This is a genomic window from Pseudomonas sp. YQ_5, from assembly GCF_043103305.1.
GTDB classification, from domain to species: Bacteria; Pseudomonadota; Gammaproteobacteria; order Pseudomonadales; family Pseudomonadaceae; genus Aquipseudomonas; species Aquipseudomonas putida_Y.
This window is the reverse complement of record NZ_JBICJS010000037.1, coordinates 1-21663: the sequence shown is the minus strand read 5'-3', so window position 1 is coordinate 21663 and position 21663 is coordinate 1. Positions and strand designations below refer to the sequence as shown.

Sequence of the window (21663 nt, the reverse complement as noted above, 5' to 3'; positions counted from 1 at the left end):
ACTCCTCAGCAGTCCAGTGGGTTGCGCTTGTCCGGGTTGATACCGAACTTGACGATAGCGTCTGCGACAACCTTGGGTTCGATCTCGCCACGGTCAGCCAGGGCTTCCAGGGCAGCCAGCACCACGAAGTGGCGGTCGACTTCGAAGAAGTGACGCAGCTTCTTGCGGCTGTCGCTGCGACCGTAACCGTCGGTACCCAGAACTTTGAACTCTTTGCTTGGTACCCACTGACGAATCTGCTCGGCGAACAGCTTCATGTAGTCGGTAGAGGCGATGACCGGGCCTTTGCGACCGTTCAGGCACTGCTCGACGTAGGTCTGCTGTGGCTTCTGGCCAGGCTTCAGGCGGTTGGCACGTTCCACGGCCAGGCCGTCGCGACGCAGTTCGTTGAAGCTGGTGACGCTCCACACGTCGGCACCGACGTTGAACTCTTCACGCAGGATCTTCGCGGCTTCGCGGACTTCGCGCAGGATGGTGCCGGAGCCCATCAGCTGTACGTGGTGTGCGGCTTCGCGGGTGTCCTCTTCCAGCAGGTACATGCCCTTGATGATGCCTTCCTCGACACCGGCCGGCATGGCAGGCTGCTGGTAGGATTCGTTCATCACGGTGATGTAGTAGAAGATGTCCTGTTGCTCTTCGGTCATCTTCTTCATGCCGTCCTGGATGATCACCGCCAGCTCGTAGCCGTAGGTCGGATCGTAGGTGCGGCAGTTCGGGATGGTGCCCGCCATCATGTGGCTGTGACCGTCTTCGTGCTGCAGGCCTTCACCGTTGAGGGTGGTACGGCCGGCGGTACCGCCGATCAGGAAACCACGGGTGCGGCTGTCGCCAGCGGCCCAGGCCAGGTCGCCAATACGCTGGAAACCGAACATCGAGTAGAAGATGTAGAACGGCAGCATCGGCTGGTTGTGGCAGCTGTACGAGGTACCGGCAGCGATGAACGACGACATGGCGCCGGCTTCGTTGATGCCTTCCTCGAGGATCTGGCCCTTCTTGTCTTCGCGGTAGAACATCACCTGGTCTTTATCGACTGGCTCGTAGAGCTGGCCGACCGACGAGTAGATGCCCAACTGGCGGAACATGCCTTCCATACCGAAGGTACGGGCTTCGTCCGGGATGATCGGAACGATGCGCTGGCCAATGTCCTTGTCCTTGACCAGCTGCGCCAGAATACGCACGAAGGCCATGGTGGTGGAGATTTCGCGGTCGCCCGAGCCGTCCAGGATCGCTTTCAGCGTTTCCAGTGGCGGGGTCGGCACGCTGAAGCTCTTGGCGCGGCGCTGCGGTACGAAGCCACCCAGGGCTGCGCGGCGCTCGGCCAGGTACTTGGCTTCGGCAGAACCTTCTTCCGGCTTGAAGAACGGCAGGTTCTCCAGGTCGGCATCCTTGACCGGGATGTCGAAGCGGTCACGGAAGTGACGCAGGCTGTCGACGTCGACCTTCTTGGTGTTGTGCGCGGTGTTCTTGGCTTCGCCAGCACCGGTGCCGTAACCCTTGATGGTCTTGGCCAGGATGACGGTCGGCTGCTCTTTGTGGTTCACAGCCTGGTGATACGCCGCGTAGACCTTGTACGGGTCGTGACCGCCACGGTTGAGCTTCCAGATCTCTTCGTCGGACAGGTCTTCGACCATGGCCTTGAGTTCCGGGGTGTTGAAGAAGTGCTCGCGAACGTACGCGCCGTCTTTGGCTTTGTAGTTCTGGTACTCGCCGTCGATGACTTCGTCCATGCGGCGCTGCAGGGCACCGTTGGTGTCCTTGGCCAGCAGTGGGTCCCAGAAACGGCCCCAGACGACTTTGTTGACGTTCCAGCCACCGCCACGGAACACGCCTTCGAGTTCCTGGATGATCTTGCCGTTGCCGCGAACCGGGCCGTCAAGGCGCTGCAGGTTGCAGTTGATGACGAAGATCAGGTTGTCCAGCTTCTCGCGGCCGGCCAGGGCGATCGCACCCAGGGATTCCGGCTCGTCGCACTCACCGTCGCCCATGAAGCACCAGACCTTCTGCTTGCCGGCCGGGATGAAGCCACGGGCTTCCAGGTACTTCATGAAGCGTGCCTGGTAGATCGCCTGGATCGGGCCCAGACCCATCGAAACGGTCGGGAACTGCCAGAAGTCAGGCATCAACCATGGGTGTGGGTACGAAGACAGGCCGTTGCCGTCCACTTCCTGACGGAAGTTGTTCATCTGGTCTTCGCTGATACGGCCTTCCATGAAGGCACGGGCGTAGACGCCTGGCGAAGCGTGGCCCTGGAAGAAGACCAGGTCGCCGCCGTGTTCTTCGGTAGGGGCCTGGAAGAAGTAGTTGAAGCCGATGTCGTACAGAGTGGCACTGGAGGCGAAGCTAGAGATGTGTCCGCCCAGGTCCGAGTCTTTCAGGTTGGTACGCATGACCATGGCCAGCGCGTTCCAACGCACCATCGAGCGAATGCGGCGTTCCATGAACAGGTCGCCAGGCATGCGTGCTTCGTGGGTGACAGGGATGGTGTTGCGGTATGGCGTGGTGATCGCATACGGCAGCTGGGAGCCACTACGGGTGGCCAGCTCGCCCATACGGGTCATCAGGTAATGAGCGCGGTCTTCGCCTTCTTTGTCGAGGACCGACTCCAGGGCATCCAGCCATTCCTGGGTTTCGATTGGATCGAGGTCTTGCATGGCTTGCTCCAGGGCGGAAAGGCAACCAGAATCGATTGCCTGAGATTGCGACTGGCCTTATGGGCAGACGTCGTGAATTCTTGGATTACCGGGGTGTCTTCCGGCGCGTTGTAGTTTTACTACATTTGCTTTCGCATTTCATGCTTTTACACGACACGAGTAGTAGTAAAACTACATTTGTGCGACGTTTGGTCGCACCTTGGCTTGTGAGGAAAAACGTTCATGTTGGTTGGCATTGTGTCGCGAACGGGTGGTTCTTGATGTTTGTTGCCAAAATTTCGTTTTTTTCAGCTATTTCCAACTTTTGTACGACAGTCCAACCGTGGTCCGGCTTCCCCTTGGCCGCTTTCTCCCCTCTATTTCACGCCGATCAAGGATAGACCATGCGCCTACCTTTGCCCTCCGATCTGCCTGCCACCTTGCAGCCGCTGGTCACTCGCAACCAGCAGTTCATCAGCGATGCCGTGGCCGGCCACCCCGAACTCGACCTGCAGGCCTGGAGCCCCCTGCACCGGCAGCAGTTCGACCAAGTGGCTGCTGCCAGTGAATTCGTGCTCAGCCTGGCCCAGCGCGAGCCCGCCATGCTGTTTGCCCTGCTGGCCAGTGGCGAGCTGGAGCGGCGTTACGCCCCGGGTGAGCTGCGCGGGCAAATCGCCGCAACGGCCCAGGCAGCACAGAGCGAGGACGAACTGGCGCGCAACCTGCGCCGCGCGCGCAACCGCCAGCAGCTGCGCATTATCTGGCGCGACATTACCCGCCAGGCGGAACTTGGCGAAACTTGCCGGGACCTGTCGGACCTTGCCGATGCGGCCATCGACGAAGCCTACCAATGGCTGTACCCGCGCCATTGCCAGCAATTCGGCACGCCCATCGGCAACCGCAGCGGCCAGCCGCAGCACATGGTGGTGCTGGGCATGGGCAAGCTGGGAGCGGTAGAGCTTAACCTGTCGTCGGACATCGACCTGATCTTCGGTTTCCCCGAGGGCGGTGAAACCGAAGGGGTGAAGCGCTCGCTGGACAACCAGGAGTTCTTCACGCGCCTGGGCCAAAGGCTGATCAAGGCGCTGGACCCGGTTACTGTCGACGGCTTTGTGTTCCGCGTTGACATGCGTCTGCGTCCCTATGGTTCGGCGGGTGCCCTGGTGCTCAGCTTCAATGCACTGGAGCAGTACTACCAGGACCAGGGCCGTGACTGGGAACGTTACGCGATGATCAAGGCGCGGGTGGTGGCCGGCGATCAGGCGGCCGGCGCGCAGTTGCAGGAAATGCTGCGCCCGTTCGTGTACCGCCGCTACCTGGACTTTTCCGCAATCGAAGCGTTGCGCACCATGAAGCAGCTGATCCAACAGGAAGTGCGGCGCAAGGGCATGGCCGAGAACATCAAGCTGGGTGCCGGTGGTATTCGCGAAGTGGAGTTCATCGCCCAGGCCTTCCAGCTGATCCACGGCGGGCGTGACCTCAGCCTGCAGCAGCGGCCGTTGCTCAAGGTGCTGGCCACCCTGGAAGGCCAAGGCTACCTGCCGCCAGCAGTGGTGGCCGAGTTACGCGAGGGCTATGAGTTCCTGCGCTATACCGAGCACGCCATCCAGGCCATCGCTGACCGCCAGACGCAAATGTTGCCGGAAGGTGAAACCGATCAGGCACGAGTGGCCTACATGCTCGGCTTTGCCGACTGGCAGAGCTTCCATGACCAGTTGATGTACTGGCGTGGCCGCATCGACTGGCATTTCCGTCAGGTCATTGCCGACCCGGATGATGAAGACGGTGAAGGCGAACTGGTGGTGGGTGGCGAGTGGTCGCCGTTGTGGGAGCAGGCGCAAGATGAAGAAGCCGCTGGCCGGCAATTGCAAGAGGCTGGCTTCAAGCAACCCGCCGAAGCCTTGAGGCGCCTGGCCGGGCTGCGTTCCAGCCCGCAGTTGCGCTCGATGCAGCGCATCGGCCGTGAGCGACTTGACGCGTTCATCCCGAGGCTGCTGGCCCAGGCGGTGGAGCATGACAACCCCGACCTGGTGCTTGAGCGGGTGTTGCCATTGGTCGAGGCTGTGGCAAGGCGTTCTGCCTACCTGGTACTGCTGACCGAAAACCCCGGTGCCTTGCGCCGTTTGCTGACGCTGTGCGCCGCCAGCCCGTGGATTGCCGAGCAGATTGCCCTTTACCCGTTGCTGCTCGACGAACTGCTCAATGAGGGCCGCTTGTTCAGCCCGCCCTTGGCGCCAGAACTGGCCAGCGAGCTGCGCGAGCGCCTGACGCGCATCCCCGAGGACGACCTGGAGCAGCAGATGGAGGCGCTGCGCCATTTCAAGCTGGCCCACAGCCTGCGCGTGGCTGCCTCGGAAATCAGCGGCAATCTGCCGTTGATGAAAGTCAGCGATTACCTGACCTGGCTGGCTGAAGCCATCCTCGACCAGGTGCTGGCCCTGGCCTGGCGCCAGACCGTGGCCCGCCACGGCCAACCCAAGCGCAGCGACGGCAGCCTGTGCGACCCAGGTTTCATCATCATCGGTTACGGCAAGATGGGCGGCCTGGAGCTAGGCCACGGTTCGGACCTGGACCTGGTCTTCATCCATGATGGCGATCCGCAGGCGGAAACCGACGGTGCGAAGCCTATCGACAGCGCGCAGTTCTTCACGCGTCTGGGGCAGCGCATCATCCACTTGCTGACCACCCAGACCAACTCGGGCCAACTGTACGACGTGGATATGCGCCTGCGCCCGTCCGGCGCCTCGGGCCTGCTGGTCAGCTCGCTGGGCGCCTTCGAGCGCTACCAGCAGAACGAAGCCTGGACCTGGGAACACCAGGCGCTGGTGCGGGCCCGCGTGCTGGTGGGTTGCAAGCAGGTGGGTGCGGCGTTCGAAGGTGTGCGCGCCAAGGTTCTGGGCCAGGCGCGCGACCTGGAAAAACTGCGCGACGAGGTGAGTGAAATGCGCGCCAAGATGCGTGACAACCTCGGTACCAAGGCTACGGCTGCCGGTACTGCGGCGAACGCCTTCGACGCCGGTGTACCCTTCGATATCAAGCAGGATGCCGGCGGTATCGTCGATATCGAATTTATGGTGCAATACGCCGCTTTGGCCTGGTCCCATGACCATCCGGCCCTACTGCGATGGACCGATAACATCCGCATTCTGGAAGAGCTGGAGCAGGCGAACTTGATGCCGGCCAGTGACGCGGTGCTGTTGCGTGAAGTGTACAAGGCGTTCCGCTCGGCCTCCCACCGCCAGGCCCTGCAGAAGGAGGCCGGGGTGATCGATGCGGCGCAGTTTGCCGATGAACGCCGTGAAGTGCGGCGGATCTGGGGTGAGTTGGGTTTAAGCTGATACCGTGTTGGCTTATTCGCGGGCAAGCCCGCTCCCACAGGTACTGCACAGGCCCTGAGCAGTGTGCAATCCCTGTGGCAGCGGGCTTGCCCGCGAATAGGCCATGTGAGTGGTACACTGTCCGCCACATAGCCTGAATATAAAGAGGGGAGGCCAGGCTGTACCGCAGCCTGTAGCCTCCCCGAGCGTTTCTGGACTAAGCATGAGAATACTGATCATTGGCCCCAGCTGGGTCGGCGACATGGTGATGGCGCAGACCCTGTTCCAGTGCCTGACACAGCAGCACCCCGACTGCGTGATCGACGTGCTGGCCCCTGAATGGAGCCGGCCGATCCTCGAGCGCATGCCTGAAGTGCGCCAGGCCTTGAGCTTCCCGCTCGGCCACGGCGCGCTGGAGCTGGCCACGCGGCGGCGCATCGGCAAGTCCCTGGCCGGCCAGTACGACCAGGCCATCCTGCTGCCCAACTCGCTCAAGTCGGCGCTGGTGCCCTTTTTTGCCGGCATTCCAAAACGCACCGGCTGGCGTGGTGAAATGCGCTTCGGCCTGCTGAACGATGTGCGCAAGCTGGACAAGGCCCGCTACCCGCTGATGATCGAGCGCTTCATGGCCCTGGCTTACGCGCCCGACACCGAGCTGCCGCAGCCATACCCGCGCCCCAACCTGCAGATCGAAGCGCAAAGCCGTGACGCCGCCCTGGCCAAGTTCGGCCTGGAACTGGACCGTCCGGTACTGGCGCTGTGCCCTGGCGCCGAGTTTGGCGAAGCCAAGCGCTGGCCGGCAGAGCACTATGCCGCTGTGGCCGATGCGATGATTCGCCAAGGCTGGCAAGTGTGGCTGTTTGGCTCGAAGAACGATCATCCGGTCGGTGAGCAGATCCGCGACCGGCTGATTCCGGGGCTCCGTGAAGAGTCGTCCAACCTGGCCGGTGAGACCTCGCTGGCCGAGGCCATCGACCTGATGTCCTGCGCCCATGCCGTGGTGTCCAACGACTCCGGCCTGATGCACGTGGCCGCTGCGCTGAACCGTCCATTGGTGGCGGTGTACGGCTCGACTTCACCCGGCTTCACCCCGCCGCTGGCCGAACAGGTGGAAGTGGTGCGCACCGGTATCGAGTGCAGCCCGTGCTTTGACCGCACCTGTCGCTTCGGCCATTACAATTGCCTGCGTCTGCTGGAACCGGGCAAAGTGATCGCCGCCCTGCACAGCCTCAGCGGACCGGACCTGATCGATACCGTGGCCGAGGTCGACTAAGTGCGGGTACTGATCATCAAGACCTCGTCGCTGGGGGATGTAATCCACACCCTGCCGGCGCTTACCGATGCCGCCCATGCCATTCCCGGCATCCGTTTCGATTGGGTGGTGGAAGAAGGCTTCGCCGAAATCCCCGGTTGGCACCCCGCGGTCGACCAGGTCATCCCGGTGGCGATCCGTCGCTGGCGCAAGAACCTCTGGAAAACCATCAAGAGTGGCGAGTGGAAGGCGTTCAAGCAGCGCGTGCGCGAGCGCAAGTACGACCTTGTGATCGACGCCCAGGGCCTGGTCAAGTCGGCCTGGTTGACCCGTTACGTGAAGGCACCCGTAGCCGGCCTGGACCGCTACTCGGCGCGCGAAGGCTGGGCCAGCCGCTTCTACGACCGGCCTCTGTCGGTCGCTACCGGCCAGCACGCGGTGGAGCGGGTACGCCAGCTGTTTGCCATGGCCTTGGCCTATGACCTGCCAGAAGGCATCGGCAACTACGGCCTGGACCTCGACCGCCTGCAACTGCCGCCGGCTGCGCCCTATGTGGTGTTCCTGCATGGCACCACCTGGGCGACCAAGCATTGGCCCGAAGCCTACTGGCGCGAACTGGCCGAGCGCATGGGCCGGCGCAAGCTGGAAGTGCGCCTGCCCTGGGGTAATCCGGCCGAGAAGGCGCGGGCCGAGCGAATTGCCCAAGGCTTGAACAACTGCCAGGTGCTCCCCAAATTGAACCTTGCCGGCGTCGCTCGTGTACTGGCGGCGGCAAAGGCCTGCGTTGCGGTCGACACCGGCCTTGGCCACCTGGCGGCGGCACTCGATGTGCCTACTCTTTCGCTGTTTGGCCCTACCAACCCGGGCCTGACCGGCGCCTACGGACGGACCCAGATTCACCAGGCCAGTGACTGGCCTTGCGCTCCCTGCCTGCAGAAGAAGTGCACCTACAAACCGAGCGCCGATGACCTGGCCCGGTTCGATCTGAAACGCGAGTGGCCGCTGTGCTTCACTCGCTTGAATCCCGAGCATGTGGCGAGCCGCTTGAGCGCGTTGCTGCTGGCTGAGGATGTCCGTTGATGCAACTGGCTTTCGTGCTTTACAAATATTTCCCCTTCGGCGGGCTGCAGCGCGATTTCATGCGCATTGCCCTGGAATGCCAGAAGCGGGGCCACCAGATCCGCGTGTACACGCTGATCTGGGAGGGTGATATTCCACCGGGTTTCGAAGTGCTGGTGGCGCCGGTGAAGGCGATCTTCAATCACCGCCGCAACGAGAAGCTCAGCGCCTGGATGGCCGCCGACCTGGCCAAGCGCCCGGTCGACCGCCTGATCGGCTTCAACAAGATGCCGGGGCTGGACGTGTACTACGCCGCCGACGGCTGCTTCGAAGACAAGGCGCAGACCCTGCGCGGTGGCTTGTACCGTCGCTGGGGCCGCTACCGGCACTTTGCCGAGTACGAGCGTGCGGTGTTCGCCAAGGACGCCCATACCGAAGTGCTGATGATTTCCGAAGTGCAGCAGCCGCTGTTCATCAAGCATTACGGCACCCCGGTAGAACGCTTCCACCTGCTGCCGCCAGGCATTTCCCAGGATCGCCGTGCGCCGGCCAATGCCGCCGAGATCCGCGCCGAGTTCCGCAAGGAATTCAACCTGGGGGATGACGACCTGCTGCTGGTGCAGATTGGCTCAGGCTTCAAGACCAAAGGCGTGGACCGCAGCCTCAAGGCACTGGCCGCGCTGCCGTCAGCCTTGCGCAAACGCACCAGGCTGATGGTGATCGGCCAGGACGACCCCAAGGTATTCCAGCTGCAAAGCGCTACCCTCGGCCTGGGCGACCAGGTGCAGTTCCTCAAGGGCCGCAGCGATATCCCGCGCTTCCTGTTGGGCGCCGACCTGCTGATTCACCCGGCTTACAACGAGAATACCGGTACGGTGCTGCTCGAAGCGTTGGTCGCCGGCTTGCCGGTGCTGGTGTCCAAGGTGTGCGGTTATGCCCACTACATTGCCGAGGCCGACAGCGGCCTGGTGCTGGACGAGCCGTTCGAGCAAGAGCAGCTCAACGGCTACCTGCAGCGCATGCTCGAAGACCCGCAGGCCCGCGCCAGCTGGTCGCGCAATGGCCTGGCATTTGCCGATAGCGCCGATCTGTACAGCATGCCGCAGCATGCTGCCGACGTGATCCTGGGGCAAAGAACCGCATGAAGCTGATATTGGCCGAACCCTTCAAACGCCTGTGGGCCGGGCGTGATGCCTTCGACGCCGTGGAGGCGTTGCAAGGCGAGGTCTATCGCGAGCTGGAAGGGCGCCGCACACTGCGCACCGAAGTGGCTGGCGAGGGCTTTTTCGTCAAGATCCACCGTGGCATCGGCTGGGGCGAGATCTTCAAGAACCTGCTCACCGCCAAGCTGCCGGTGCTCGGTGCCGGCCAGGAATGGCGGGCGATCCAGCGCCTGCACGAGGTGGGTGTGCCGACCATGACCGCAGTCGCCTACGGCGAGCGTGGCAGCAACCCGGCCACGCAGCACTCATTCATCATCACTGAAGAACTGGCGCCGACCATCAGCCTGGAAGACTTCAGTATCGACTGGGTCAAGCAGCCGCCCGAGCCGCGTCTTAAGCGTGCACTTATCGCCGAGGTGGCGAAGATGACCGGCGGCATGCACCGCGCCGGGGTCAACCACCGCGATTGCTACATCTGCCATTTCCTGCTGCACACCGACCGACCGGTGACGGCGGATGACTTCAAGCTGTCGGTGATCGACCTGCACCGCGCGCAAACCCGTGCCAGAATCAGCCGCCGCTGGCGCGACAAGGACCTGGCTGCGCTGTACTTTTCGGCCCTGGACATCGGCCTGACTCAGCGCGACAAGCTGCGCTTCCTGCGCGGTTACTTCCAGCGTCCGCTGCGGCAGGTACTGAAGGACGAAGCCGCGCTGCTCGCCTGGCTGGAGCGCAAGGCACAGAAACTCTACGATCGCAAGCAACGCTATGGGGATGCACTCTGATGGCGAGTTGGACACTGGCGCCGGGGTACGAACACCTGGCGGCGGACTTCGGCAGCCTTGATGCGGTATTTGCCCTCCAGGGCGAACGCCTGACCCGCGACCCGCTCAGTGAGGTGGTACGCATCGAACGTGACGGGATCAACTACTACGTCAAGCGCTACACCGGGGCCGGCAAGCACATGCGACGGTATCTGGGGCGGCCACGCATCAAGGCCGAATGGCAAAACCTCAAGCAGTTCGCCAAATGGGGTATCCCCACCGCCGAAGTCGTGGCCTGGGGCCTGGAGCGCAACGGCCTGGCCTTTGGCCGTGGCGCGATGATCACCCGTGAACTGCCGCGCACCGAAGACCTGTCGGCCCTGGCCGAACAAAACGATCCGCGCTTGGCCGACCGCACCTGGGTCGACCATATCAGCCGTCAACTGGCGCGCCATACCCGGGTCATGCACGAGCACCGCTTCGCCCATAACGATTTGAAGTGGCGCAACCTGCTGGTCGATGACCAGGGCACGCTATTCTTCATCGACTGCCCCACCGGTGACTTCTGGCGCGGATTCATGTGGCGCCACCGGATGATCAAAGACCTGGCATGCCTGGACAAAGTGGCCAAATACCACCTGTCAGCTACCCAGCGCCTGCGCTTCTACCTGCAATACCGTGGCCGTGACCGGCTGAATGTGCGTGACAAGAAGCGCATTCGTCGGGTACTGGGCTTTTTCGAGGGAAGGGAATGACCGATTACCTGGCCAGCGCGGACCTCGCGCTGCTCAAGCGCCATGGCCTGGACGATTTCGAGGCGCTGTGGGCGCTGCAACTTGATGCAGTGGACGAACCCAACACCGGTCGCGGTGGCTGGAGCAGCGTCTTCCGTCTGGAACTCGAAGGCAAGGGCTACTACCTCAAGCGCCAGAGCGACTACCTGACCCGGACCTTGCACCGGCCGTTCGGCGAGCCCACCTTCGCCCGCGAATTCCGCAACATCAGTCGCTACCAGAAGCTGCGCATTCCGGCATTGCAGGCGGTGTTCTACGGCGAGCGCAAGCAGGGTGGCAAGCACCGGGCCATCCTGATGACCCGCGCTCTGGACGAATGGGCCGACCTCGAAAGCCTGCTGGCGCAATGGTCGCGGTTGGGTGAGGCCGAGCGCACCGGCATCCTGCAGGCCTGCGGCCAGCTGGCGCGTACCCTGCACAGTGCCGGGCAGGTGCATGGCTGCTTCTACCCCAAGCACATTTTCTTGCGCCAACGGCGCGACGGCTGGGATGCGCAACTGATCGACCTGGAAAAGACCCGTCCCCTGTTGCTCGGCATGCGTGACCGTCTCAAGGACCTGGAGCCACTGCTGCGCCGCGCCCAGGCGTGGAGCGTGCAGGATGTACGTACTTTGCTGGCTACCTACCTGGGGCAGCCCGCCGACGGCGCGCTGGTCGATACCTGGCTGCAACGGTTGACGCAACGCCGTCGTGAAAAAGAGGCCCGCTGATGCGTTTGTCTGAATTGAAGGATGCCGGGCGCAGCCCATCGCTGCCCCTGAGCATCACGTTGGTTGATGCCGCCGGCAGCGCCGACTTGCAATTGCTCAGCCTGCTGCGCGTGTTGCCGGGCCAGCGTTATGTGGGCGCTGGTGTCTGGCGTGGTACACCGGTGCTGGCGAAGTTGCTGGTCGGTGGTAACGCCGCACGGCATTTCCAGCGCGAACTGCAGGGTGTGAAATTGCTGGCCGAACAAGGCCTGACCACGCCGAAGCTACTGGCCGACGGCCTCAAGGAAGGCGAGGGCGGCTGGCTGCTGTTCGAGTTCCTTGACGGTGCCCAAAGCCTGGCCGATGCCTGGGCCGCAGTGGAAAACCTGCCAGTGTTGGCGGACGAGCAGCACCTGGTACTGGGCGAAGCGCTCACGGCTGTGGCGCACATGCACGCCCAAGGCCTTTGGCAGGAAGACCTGCACCTGGACAACCTGCTGCGCCATGCCGGCAAGCTGTATCTGATCGATGGTGCGGGCATAAGGGCGGAAACACCCGGTCAGCAGTTGTCGCGTCCACGCGTGCTGGAAAACCTCGGGGTATTCTTCGCCCAGTTGCCCAAGCGCCTGGAGCCGTTCATCGAAGAGCTGCTGGTGCATTACCTGTTGGCCAATGCCGAGCATGCGTTGCCGCTGGAAGCGCTGCAGAAACAGGTGGACAAGGTGCGCAACTGGCGGCAGAAGGACTATCTGGACAAGGCTGGCCGCGAGTGCAGCCTGTTCAGCGTCCAGCGCACCCTCTCGGGCTTGCAGGCGATCCGCCGCAGTGAGGTCCAGGCCATGCAGCCTGTACTGGAGCAGGCCGATGCGCTGATCGACAAGGGCCATTTGTACAAGACCGGTGGCGCTGCCAGCGTGGCGCGCATCGGGGTCAATGGTCGCCAGCTGGTGATCAAGCGCTACAACATCAAGAACACCGCGCATTGGTTCAAGCGCTTCTGGCGCCCGAGCCGGGCCTGGCATTCCTGGATTGAAGGCCACCGCCTGGAGTTCCTCGACATCGCCACGCCACGCCCCCTCGCGGTGCTGGAACAGCGGGTGCTGGGCCTGCGCAGCCGTGCCTACCTGGTCACCGAGTATGTCGACGGCCCGGACCTGACGGCATGCTTCGCGCCCTACGTCGAAAGCGGCGATGCGCCCGAGGAGCAGGTGGATGCTTTGGTGCACGTGATGCAGCAGCTGATTCGCGAGCGCATCAGCCACGGCGACTTCAAAGGCCATAACCTGTTCTGGCACAACGGCCAGTGGTCGCTGATTGACCTTGATGCCATGTGCCAGCACGCCACCCAGCTTAGCTTCGCCCCGGCCTATGCCCGTGACCGGGCACGGCTGCTGCGCAACTGGCCCAATGGCAGTGCCTTGCATCAGCGGCTGGACCGGCTGTTGCCAAAACTGGTCGACTGAGGCCGCCGGCTCCGCTGTCAGTGGGCCGGCGGTGGTTGATCTGGCAATGTCAGCCAGTCACTGCTGCGCCCTGCCTGGCGAACGCGTATCAGCCACTGGCCGTTTTCGTGGCGCAGCACCGCCCACGGCACCACGCCGGCGTTGCTGGCAACGGCAATCTGCAAGTGGTAATGATCCGGCAGCAAGTGGCGGCGCACAGGCAACTGCCCGTCCTTGAGCGCCAGGTACAGCTCATCGTCAGCCTGAAAAAGCCCTTGTTCAATGTTTACCGGTAGGCCGGCTGCAGGCGGTTGTAGATAGCAGTCCTGCAGTAATTGCTTCAGGTCGGGCAACCCGTCGTACCAGAGCACCGGTGAGTCGATCACCCACTGCCCGTCGGCTTTGCGCCTGAGCGGTTGCTGCAGATAGGCATCTGGCTGGTCAGGGTCGATGGCCCGCCAGCGGTAGCCGTCGAAGCTGACCCGGTAATAGCGGTTGTCGTTGTCCTTGACGAAGTACAGCGATTGCCCACCAAATGCCGAGCTTTGCTCGTAGACACCTTCACCGTAGATACCGTCAATGCGATAGCGCAGGCTGCTGCTGCCCGGTTGTACCTGGAGGCGTGCGGGCAGCGGCAGTGGCGGTGGTTTGGGGATCCCGCGCAGGGATCGGCGTAGCACTCTGGAACCCAGAAAACTGGTACCCGCATCGTTGAGGTGGCTAAGCGCCTGATAGGCATGCCGCATCACCCCTTCGACATCCTCTTGCTTGAAGGCCTCGGCGCCGTCCCAGATATCGATTGCCATGCGGCTGATCGACAGCACCAGCAGCGCGCGGTTGGGCAGCAGCAGGCTGATGAAGTCCAGCAAGCGCCAGCTCAACGCCATCACCGATTCCGCGTTCACCTCCTTGGTTGTCATGCTGTCGGCATCGGCCTGGGCGATCAGCGCCCGAACCTCGGCCATGTAGTAGACGAAGAAAAGGTCGTCTTTGACCTCGGGCGTTTTCAGATGTGTGCTCATGCGTCCCTTGTCCAGTAGCCGCTGCACCGTAGCAGCAGGCAGCAATGGCAGGCGTTGGGCCACGTATGCTTTCAACTTGGGCTGCTGGCGCAATGTGCGAAGCAGTTCGCGGGTCGTGCGAAACCGGCGCCAGGCCCTGCGGTCCGGGGCATCCGGGGTGTACAGCACGCATGCCGGAGACTTGTAGGGGAGGCTGTTGAGCAGCAGCACGCCCTGCAAGGTATGACCCATGATGTTCAACTGCCGAACAGTGACCGGGTAGCCTGCTACCGGCGCACGCAAGGCATTGTGTGGTTGGTCCAGCACTGCGCGCACCCAGTTGTAACCATGTTCGAAAGGGTCTTCGCCAAAGTGTCCGGCGTAGCGCGCCTTGACTGCTTCAGCGTGCATGCGTGCACGGTTGACCTTGCTGTGCGCAGTCAGGCGCCATTTGCCCGCTCTGGAACTGATCAGTTGGGTGTGCAGGTATTTTGCGTAGCTGTCACCCACGTTCAGTTCCCGGACCATGTGCTTGACATACTGCGGCGTGAGCCCGGCGGGCATGGCTTTACCGTGGGCGTGGATCACCCGGGCAGTCAGCCAGTAGTCGGTGTCGAACCACGGCAAGTTCTTGAGGGCGATCTCTTCGAGGGTGTTGATTTCCTCGACCATTTCCACCATCTCGTGGCCCACGCGTCGCATGCCTACATAGGTGACATAGGACGAGAGGGCGAAGGGATGCATGATGGCGCCCGTGCGGCGGGCGCGCACGATGATGATTTTGATCTCGCGAGGATCTGTGTCGTACCCCAGGTCATGGCTCAGGCGCTCGCGAAGGCGTGCGTTGGCCCAGGCCAGCAGGCTATTGCGTTGTTTGAAGTCGTTAAGGCTCAGCACTCCCGGGGCAGCAGCCTGCTCGGCGATTGCTACCAGCGTTTGCATTGCCTGCATCATATGGCTCAGGCCTTGCGCAGGTGTATTGCGCAGCCAGTTGGGCAGGTTCTTCTCAAGCAATTGGGAGTAGCGTGTTTGCAGGGTGGGTTTGGCGCCGACTTCGTGCCATAGCGCCAGGGCTTTATGTATTCGGGTGTGCTGGTCGGGTGAGTCGTTGCTCCACAAGCCGGTGTCACTCAGGCGTTGGCGTTGGGCTTCTATCACGCTGTCGATCTGGGCCTCCAGCAGGCTGTCGGCGTACCAGTCATAGCGCAGGCGCTGCGACCGGCGAGCGCGGACCGCCTGCGTGTCAGTGTACAGATGCAGCAGCGGTCTGCTCTGGAGTGGGTCTTCCAGACGCTCGCAAAGCTCCAGGTGCAGTGCGGCAAGGGAGTCGAAGGCCTCGATGCCTTGTGACAGGCTGCACAGCAAGGCAGCGCCTGCGGCATCCTGAGGCGTGAGCATAGGGCCTTCGGTGGTACCGGCAACGATGATCAGTGTGCCTGGCAGGTAGCTGCGCCAGTTGGGCCTTATGCCTTCCAGCAGCACGCGATACACCTGTGGCCTGCTGGCCAGTGGAAGATGCCTGCGCTGCGAGGGTAGCGGTTGTTCCAGGCAGGCCCGCAGTAGCTCGGCCGACCCGTTGGCCAAGGTCTGGTCGCCCAGGCGCAACTCAACCTCGGCCAGCATCAGCGCCTTGCGCAGTGCCAGCAGTTTTTGTCTGGGGGTTTCGCCTTGCTCATCGGCCGTGGTCCAGAAGCTGGCCAGTTCGCCGTGCAGCCAGGTGCGCGTGTCGGGGTTGATGGGGTGTTGAAGGTCGAGGGTCGGGAGGCCGTCGAGCAGGTCACCGATCTGTCGGTCGATCTGTTCCAGTTGTTCGAGGGGGCGCATGGGGCGGATCCTTGGTTGAGGAAACCCCATGCTTGGCAATAGCTGCGGTTGCGTGGTGGTAGCGGGCTAGCGCCCCCGACGCCAGAGCAGCCCGCGCAGGCTCAGCAGGGCCGGCAGGCCCAGGCCGGCCCATGCCAGAACGTCCCAGCCTCCGTCGCCGAGCAGCGCAGCGAACAGGCCCAGGAAGCCAAGCAGGGCAATCAACCCTGGCCAGGCGAAGAGGCGTGCAGTGGCTTGCGACCTGTGGCTCATGCGCGCGCCTCCCTGGGTTTGCGCAGCTTGCCCCACCACAGGTAGAGGCCGCTACCGAGCACGATGATTGTCAGCACGTCCAGTAACGCCCAGAGGATCTGCATCGGTCGCCCGCCGTAATCGCCGAAATGCAGTGGCTGCGACAGGCCCATGGCATCCATGTACCAGGGACGGTCGCCTACCGCAGTCACTGCAAGGGTGCGAGCATCGATCAGTACCGGCGTGAACAGGTGCGAACTCAGGTGGGTGGCACCGTTCATGAACACCGCATAGTGGTGCTCGCTGGAGAAACGCGTGCCAGGAAACGCGATGAAGTCCGGGCGCATGCCCGGCGCGGCCTGTTCGGAAATGTCCAGCAGGCGAGTGGCTGGGGCGCGCTCGACGAGCGGCGGGGCGTCGCGGTAGGGGGCAACCATCGCAGCCAGGCTGTCGTTGCGCCAGGCCGCGATGACCAGGTCGGACAGGGCGCTGATTACCCCGGTCACGCTCACCGTCAATGCCCAGGCCAGGGTGACCACGCCGATCAGGTTGTGCAGGTCGAGCCAGCGCAGGCGGCGGGATTTTTTGTGGCGTACGGTGCCGAACTCCAGGCGGCGCATGAATGGCGCATAGAGCACGGTGCCGGAAACGATGGCGACAATGAACAATACGCCCATTAAGGCCAGCAGCAGCTTGCCCGGCAGTCCTGCGAACATGTCCACATGCAGGCGCAGCATCATCATCATGAAACCGCCGTTGGCGGCCGGCATGGCCACCGCCTCGCCGGTGCGAGCATCGAGCATGAAGGTGTGCGACAGGTTGGGGTCGGTGCCGGCGGTGGCGGCGGTAATGGCGACCACGCCGTTGGGCTCGTCTTCATCGTAGCCGACGTACTGCATGACCTCGCCGGGGCGATGTTGTTCGGCCTTGAGCACCAGTTGCTGCAGGTCGAGGTGCGGGGTGCCTGCCGGCATTTCACGCAGTTCGGGGGCGTCACCTAGCAGGTGTTCGAGTTCGTGGTGGAAGATCAGCGGCAGGCCGGTGACTGCCAGCAACAGCAGGAACAGGGTACAGACCAGGCTGCTCCAGGTGTGGATCAAGGACCAGCGGCGGATGGTGGGGCTTTTCATCACGGTACCGATTGTTGTCGGTTGGAACCCGGGGCCGCAAGGCGGCCCCAGCTCACTCAGAACTTGTAAGTGGCGCTGGCGACAACGCTGCGCTCATCGCCGTAGTAGCAGTAGTACGCGTCACAAGTAGAGAGGTAATCCTTGTTCAGCAGGTTGGTGGCGGTGACCGCTACCGACGCGCCCTTCAGGTTGCCGTTCAGGCGACCGAGGTCGTAATGCACCGACCCGTCGAAGACGGTGTAGGCCTTGGCCTTGCCCAGGTAGGTATTGCCTTGGTCGCCGTAGGTATTGCCGGTATAACGCGCGCCCAGGCCGATGCCGAAGCCGTCGAGCACGCCCGAGTGCCAGGTATAGTCGCCCCAGATGGACGCTTGCTGGTTAGGCATCAGTTGCAGGCGGTTACCTTTGAAATCGCCATCCTGCACCTCGGACTTGGCCAGGGTGTAGGCGGCAATCACCTTCAGGTTGTCGGTCACATCGGAAACCGCTTCCAGCTCAAGGCCGCGAACTTTCACTTCACCGGTCTGGCTGGTGATGGTCACACCACCGACCGTGTTGGTGACCGAGACGTTTTTCTGAGTCAGGTTGTACACGGCTGCCGACAACAGGGTGTTGGACCCCGGCGGCTGATACTTCACGCCCAGCTCCCACTGTTTGCCTTCGGTGGGCTTGAACGAGTCCGAGGCTGACACACTGGCATTGCTGGACGGCTGGAAAGACTCGGCATAGGACAGGTACGGCACGAAGCCCGAGTCGAACACGTAGCTGATGGCTGCGTTGCCGCTGAACTTTTTGTCCCGCTGGGTATTGGTGGCATCGCCCTGGTTGAAGAACTTGGTGCCGGTATGCACCCAGTCTTCACGACCGCCCAGGGTCAGGCGCCAGTTACCAAGCGCCATCTGGTCCTGCACGTACAGGCCGGTCTGACGGGTTTTCTGGTTGTAGTCATAAAACGCGGTCGAGCGATCCGGGCGAGTGATCGGCAGTCCGTAGACCGGGTTGTTGACGTTGCTGTCCGGCACGTTGAAGTCGAAGATCGACAGGTAGTTGGTGTTGATGCGCTGGTGGTCCAGGCCGATCAACAGCGTGTGGTCGATGTCCCCGGTAGCGAAGTCCGCCTGGAAGTTGTTGTCCACCGCAAACTGGCTGATGTCTTCATCAGTGTTGGTGGACATGCGGCTGACAGTGCCATCGTCCTGCACCGGCGGCGAGCTCTTGTTGTAACTGCCAGGGGTGATGGTCTGGAACGACAGGTCCGACTTGGTGTAGCGCAGGTTCTGGCGGAACTGCCAGACGTCATTGATGCGGTGTTCGAAGGCGTAACCCAGCGCGTAGTACGTGCGGTCGTAGAACTCGTAATCCGGGTCACCCAGGTTCTTGTGGTGTGAGATCTTGCCGAATGGCATGTCGATCTTGGTGCCCTGGATGGGCCGGAACTGGCTGGTGGCACCGGTATCGTCACGGGTGAACTGGGTGAGGAAGGTCAGCGTCGTGTCTTCGTCAATGTTCCAGGTCAGGCTTGGGGCGATGTTGTAGCGCTTGTTGTCGATGTGGTCAATCTGGGTGCCACTGTCACGGATAACGCCGCTGACGCCATAGAGAAAGCGACCTTCATCGTCGATCTTGCCGGTGCTGGCGAAGTTTATCTGGCGATGGTTGTCGCTGCCGTATTGAAGCTCGATTTCGTGAGCGCTTTCGGCTTGCGGACGGCGGCTGACCATGTCCAGCAGGCCACCAGGTGGGGTCTGGCCGTAGATCGAAGAGGCCGGGCCGCGCAGCAGGGCGAGGCGGTCGAGGTTCCAGGTTTCGGCTTTCGGGTTGGCATACACGCCGCGTGGCAGCGGCAGCCCATCCAGGAACTGCGTTGGCTCGAAGCCGCGCACGCGCATCCAGTCATAGCGCGTATCGCTGCCGAAGCTGGCGGAGACGATACCTGGCATGTAACGCACTGCATCATCCAGGCTGTGTACACCGCGGTCTTTCATTTGCTCGCGGGTGGCGACAGAGATGGAGCGGGGGACTTCCACAAGTGCCGTGTCAGTCTTGGTGCCAGCAGCGGTGCGTGAAGCCACGTAGCCTTCAACCGGGCCCCAGGCGCTTTCGCTGGCGCTGGTGGCATTGACTGTGGTTTCCGGCAAGGCCAGGGTGCCATCCGGCACGGCCACCAGGCTGTAGCTGCCCGCACTGCTTTGCTGCAACTGCAGGCCGGTACCGCTCAGGGCGGCTTGCAGGGCGCCCAGGCCGTCGTATTGGCCGCTGACCGGGGCCGAGGTACGGCCGCTGACCAGTGCCGGGTCGATGGCCAAGGCAATGCTGGCCTGGCTGGCGATCTGGTTGAGAGTGGTGGCCAGTGGCGCGCTTGGCAGATTGTAGGCGCGCGACGTGGATTGCTCGGCGGCGAACAAGGCAGGGCTGGTCAGCGGGGCAGCCAGGCCGATGGCCAGGGCCACCAGGCTGGGGCGCAGGATATGATCAACGGCACGGGACATGCGGCGGTTCCTCGACGGGTAAGTGCTTGCTGCTTCCTTGCCGAGCGAGATCTGAAAAGTGACAGGGTGAATCTGAAAAATATTGAGAATTATTTAAAAGAGCTTTTGCCAGCACCGCCCACTTCGCGGGTGAACCCGCTCCTACGACCACCCCGATGTGTGTCCACCACCGCGCAGGAGCGGGTTTACCCGCGAATACGGTGGCGGCGGCAGCGGTGAACGGCTGGTGGAGATTGGCCAGCAGGCCCGGCTTATTTGGAAGTGACGTTCACCCACCACTGGGTATGCCGCTCAATCTTCACCGGCAACGCCGGCACCAGCGAGGCGAGCGCCAGGTCGGTGTTGGTCAGCGGGAAGCTACCGGTGACGCGCAGGTCGGCGACCTTGGCATCCACCCCGAGGTAGCCGCTGCGGTACTGGCCCAATGTGGCGAGCAGGTCGGCCAGGCGTACGTTGTCGACCACCAGCATGCCGCGGGTCCAGGCACCGGCACCGGCGGGCACCGTGCCAACCTGGCCGAGGCCGTTGGCGTTCATCAACACTTGCTGGCCTTCGTGCAGCACCTGTTCGTCGCCGCTGTCATGCGGCATGGCGGCGACCGAGGCTTGCAGCACTTCCAGGCGCGTACCGCCGACTTCGCGGCGCACCAGGAAGCGCGTGCCCAGTGGCCGCAAGCGACCGTCTTCAGTGCGGACCAGCAGCGGGCGTGGGTCCTGGTGGCCGGTTTCGACCGAGATTTCGCCCTGGTGCAGCACGATCACCCGTTGTGCGCCGGCATAGTCGATGTCCACGGCGGTGTGGGTGTTCAGGCTGAGCAGTGTGCCGTCTTCCAGGCGCAAGGTACGCAATTCACCCGTGGCGGTGCGCTGGTCGGCCAGCCAGTAGCTGGGTGCCAGCGACGGCGCGCCGACCCATGCCAGCAGCGCCCCGAGCAGAAACGTGCCGGCCAGCCCGCCGCCAACCTTGCCAATGCGCCGCCGCAGGCTGGCGCGCGATTGCAGCAGCGCCTGGCGTGCCGGGCCAGCCGCCGCGCTAACGCGCTGTTCCATGGCGCCGAGCTGGCGCCAGGCACGCGCGTGCTCTTCGCTGGCGGCATGCCAGCGCATGAATTCATTGCGTTCATCAGGCGTGCCGCTGCTGTCGCCGAGGCTGAGTTTCCAGGCAATCGCGGCTTCCAGAACCCGAGACGAAACCGGGACGTTGCTCACGTCGGCTCCCCGTACAGGGCTACGTAGCACTGGCGCATGCCTTGGGCGATGTACTGGCGCACCCGTGATACCGAAACGCCAAGGCGCTCGGCAATCTCGGCATGGCCCATGCCGTCCAGACGGCTGTGCAGAAACGCCGCGCGAGCCTTGCTCGACAGCTTGCCGAGCAGGCGGTCGATGGCTTTGAGGTCTTCAAGGATCAGGTGCTGCATTTCTGGCGAGGGCTGTTCGGCTTCAGGGATCAATGCCAGCTCGGCCAGGTAGGCTTGTTCCAGCGCGGCGCGGCGGAAGTGGTCGAACATCAGCCCTTTGGCCACGGCGGCCAGAAACGCGCGGGGTTCGCGGGGTGTGTCCAGTTGCTCACGACCGAGCAGGCGCACGAAGGTGTCCTGGCTCAGGTCTTCAGCACGTTGGCGGCAGGCCATGCTGCGTTGCAGCCAGGCGAGCAGCCAGCCGCGGTGGTCGCGGTACAGCGCACCGACCAGATCGGCGTGTGGGCTCTGTGCAGAAGACAAGCAGCGTCCCCCCGGAACGAATGCATTAACTAACGATAATTATTCGCGATTGTGGCAGAGGGGAGAGGGTGGTGCAATGGACGCTTATCGGATTGCCATCATGGGGCTTGGTTTGAGTTGTGTGGCGCCGGTGAGATCCAGCGCCGCCCGCGCGG

At 63.0% G+C, this 21663-nt stretch carries 15 protein-coding genes; 8 read left to right on the top strand and 7 right to left on the bottom strand.

Translation table 11 applies throughout. The features are described from left to right. Positions 1-5: 5 nt before the first annotated feature. Entirely contained in the window at positions 6-2651 is a 2646-nt protein-coding gene (gene aceE, locus ACF8EA_RS06415; protein ID WP_392521320.1) for a pyruvate dehydrogenase (acetyl-transferring), homodimeric type, read from the bottom strand. 383 nt (positions 2652-3034) lie between these two features. Here aceE and glnE point away from each other — a divergent pair, with 383 nt between their 5' ends. From glnE to ACF8EA_RS06375, 8 genes are all read left to right on the top strand, one after another. Beyond that, the gene (glnE, locus tag ACF8EA_RS06410) at positions 3035-5968 is read left to right on the top strand and encodes a bifunctional [glutamate--ammonia ligase]-adenylyl-L-tyrosine phosphorylase/[glutamate--ammonia-ligase] adenylyltransferase (RefSeq protein ID WP_392521319.1); all 2934 of its coding nucleotides are present in this window, start codon (positions 3035-3037) and stop codon (positions 5966-5968) included. A gap of 202 nt (positions 5969-6170) precedes the next feature. After that, positions 6171-7220: a lipopolysaccharide heptosyltransferase II gene (gene waaF / locus ACF8EA_RS06405; RefSeq protein WP_392521318.1), complete on the top strand. Its 1050-nt coding sequence runs from the start codon at positions 6171-6173 to the stop codon at positions 7218-7220. Further along, complete coding sequence (waaC, locus tag ACF8EA_RS06400) at positions 7221-8279, top strand: lipopolysaccharide heptosyltransferase I (RefSeq protein ID WP_392521317.1); 1059 nt, start codon at positions 7221-7223, stop codon at positions 8277-8279. It begins immediately after the preceding gene. After that, on the top strand, positions 8279-9403 hold the full coding sequence (locus tag ACF8EA_RS06395; RefSeq protein WP_135192446.1) for a glycosyltransferase family 4 protein: 1125 nt from the start codon (positions 8279-8281) through the stop codon (positions 9401-9403). The genes waaC and ACF8EA_RS06395 overlap by 1 nt, the downstream gene beginning before the upstream one ends. Further along, entirely contained in the window at positions 9400-10206 is an 807-nt protein-coding gene (gene rfaP, locus ACF8EA_RS06390) for a lipopolysaccharide core heptose(I) kinase RfaP (protein WP_135192447.1), read from the top strand. The genes ACF8EA_RS06395 and rfaP overlap by 4 nt, the downstream gene beginning before the upstream one ends. Continuing rightward, complete coding sequence (locus ACF8EA_RS06385) at positions 10206-10940, top strand: lipopolysaccharide kinase InaA family protein (RefSeq protein ID WP_021782669.1); 735 nt, start codon at positions 10206-10208, stop codon at positions 10938-10940. The genes rfaP and ACF8EA_RS06385 overlap by 1 nt, the downstream gene beginning before the upstream one ends. After that, entirely contained in the window at positions 10937-11689 is a 753-nt protein-coding gene (locus ACF8EA_RS06380; RefSeq protein ID WP_028697305.1) for a lipopolysaccharide kinase InaA family protein, read from the top strand. The genes ACF8EA_RS06385 and ACF8EA_RS06380 overlap by 4 nt, the downstream gene beginning before the upstream one ends. Then, positions 11689-13131, top strand: coding sequence for a lipopolysaccharide kinase InaA family protein (locus ACF8EA_RS06375; protein ID WP_084850411.1), 1443 nt, complete (start codon positions 11689-11691; stop codon positions 13129-13131). The genes ACF8EA_RS06380 and ACF8EA_RS06375 overlap by 1 nt, the downstream gene beginning before the upstream one ends. Before the next feature lie 17 nt (positions 13132-13148). Here ACF8EA_RS06375 and ACF8EA_RS06370 read toward each other — a convergent pair whose 3' ends face one another. The 6 genes from ACF8EA_RS06370 to ACF8EA_RS06345 form a co-directional block, all read right to left on the bottom strand. Then, positions 13149-15935 carry a dermonecrotic toxin domain-containing protein gene (locus ACF8EA_RS06370; protein WP_392521316.1) on the bottom strand — a complete coding sequence of 929 codons (2787 nt, stop codon included), beginning with the start codon at positions 15933-15935 and terminating at the stop codon, positions 13149-13151. A gap of 66 nt (positions 15936-16001) precedes the next feature. Beyond that, positions 16002-16187 (bottom strand): hypothetical protein, encoded by a 186-nt coding sequence (locus tag ACF8EA_RS06365; protein ID WP_392521315.1) that lies wholly within the window; start codon positions 16185-16187, stop codon positions 16002-16004. Continuing rightward, the gene (locus ACF8EA_RS06360) at positions 16184-17296 is read right to left on the bottom strand and encodes a PepSY-associated TM helix domain-containing protein (RefSeq protein WP_392521314.1); all 1113 of its coding nucleotides are present in this window, start codon (positions 17294-17296) and stop codon (positions 16184-16186) included. The genes ACF8EA_RS06365 and ACF8EA_RS06360 overlap by 4 nt, the downstream gene beginning before the upstream one ends. A gap of 56 nt (positions 17297-17352) precedes the next feature. Continuing rightward, on the bottom strand, positions 17353-19785 hold the full coding sequence (locus ACF8EA_RS06355; protein ID WP_392521313.1) for a TonB-dependent siderophore receptor: 2433 nt from the start codon (positions 19783-19785) through the stop codon (positions 17353-17355). 251 nt (positions 19786-20036) lie between these two features. Continuing rightward, positions 20037-20993 carry a FecR domain-containing protein gene (locus ACF8EA_RS06350; protein ID WP_021782675.1) on the bottom strand — a complete coding sequence of 319 codons (957 nt, stop codon included), beginning with the start codon at positions 20991-20993 and terminating at the stop codon, positions 20037-20039. Next, complete coding sequence (locus ACF8EA_RS06345; RefSeq protein WP_010951704.1) at positions 20990-21508, bottom strand: RNA polymerase sigma factor; 519 nt, start codon at positions 21506-21508, stop codon at positions 20990-20992. Before ACF8EA_RS06345 ends, ACF8EA_RS06350 begins: the two co-directional genes overlap by 4 nt. Positions 21509-21663: the final 155 nt, after the last annotated feature.

Excerpts from the sequence above, each read along its gene's own strand:
- aceE (WP_392521320.1), bottom strand. The coding sequence starts at position 2,651 with ATGCAAGACCTCGATCCAATCGAAACCCAGGAATGGCTGGATGCCCTG.
- glnE (WP_392521319.1), top strand. The coding sequence starts at position 3,035 with ATGCGCCTACCTTTGCCCTCCGATCTGCCTGCCACCTTGCAGCCGCTG.
- waaF (WP_392521318.1), top strand. The coding sequence starts at position 6,171 with ATGAGAATACTGATCATTGGCCCCAGCTGGGTCGGCGACATGGTGATG.
- ACF8EA_RS06395 (WP_135192446.1), top strand. The coding sequence starts at position 8,279 with ATGCAACTGGCTTTCGTGCTTTACAAATATTTCCCCTTCGGCGGGCTG.
- rfaP (WP_135192447.1), top strand. The coding sequence starts at position 9,400 with ATGAAGCTGATATTGGCCGAACCCTTCAAACGCCTGTGGGCCGGGCGT.
- ACF8EA_RS06385 (WP_021782669.1), top strand. The coding sequence starts at position 10,206 with ATGGCGAGTTGGACACTGGCGCCGGGGTACGAACACCTGGCGGCGGAC.
- ACF8EA_RS06380 (WP_028697305.1), top strand. The coding sequence starts at position 10,937 with ATGACCGATTACCTGGCCAGCGCGGACCTCGCGCTGCTCAAGCGCCAT.
- ACF8EA_RS06375 (WP_084850411.1), top strand. The coding sequence starts at position 11,689 with ATGCGTTTGTCTGAATTGAAGGATGCCGGGCGCAGCCCATCGCTGCCC.
- ACF8EA_RS06370 (WP_392521316.1), bottom strand. The coding sequence starts at position 15,935 with ATGCGCCCCCTCGAACAACTGGAACAGATCGACCGACAGATCGGTGAC.
- ACF8EA_RS06365 (WP_392521315.1), bottom strand. The coding sequence starts at position 16,187 with ATGAGCCACAGGTCGCAAGCCACTGCACGCCTCTTCGCCTGGCCAGGG.
- ACF8EA_RS06360 (WP_392521314.1), bottom strand. The coding sequence starts at position 17,296 with ATGAAAAGCCCCACCATCCGCCGCTGGTCCTTGATCCACACCTGGAGC.
- ACF8EA_RS06355 (WP_392521313.1), bottom strand. The coding sequence starts at position 19,785 with ATGTCCCGTGCCGTTGATCATATCCTGCGCCCCAGCCTGGTGGCCCTG.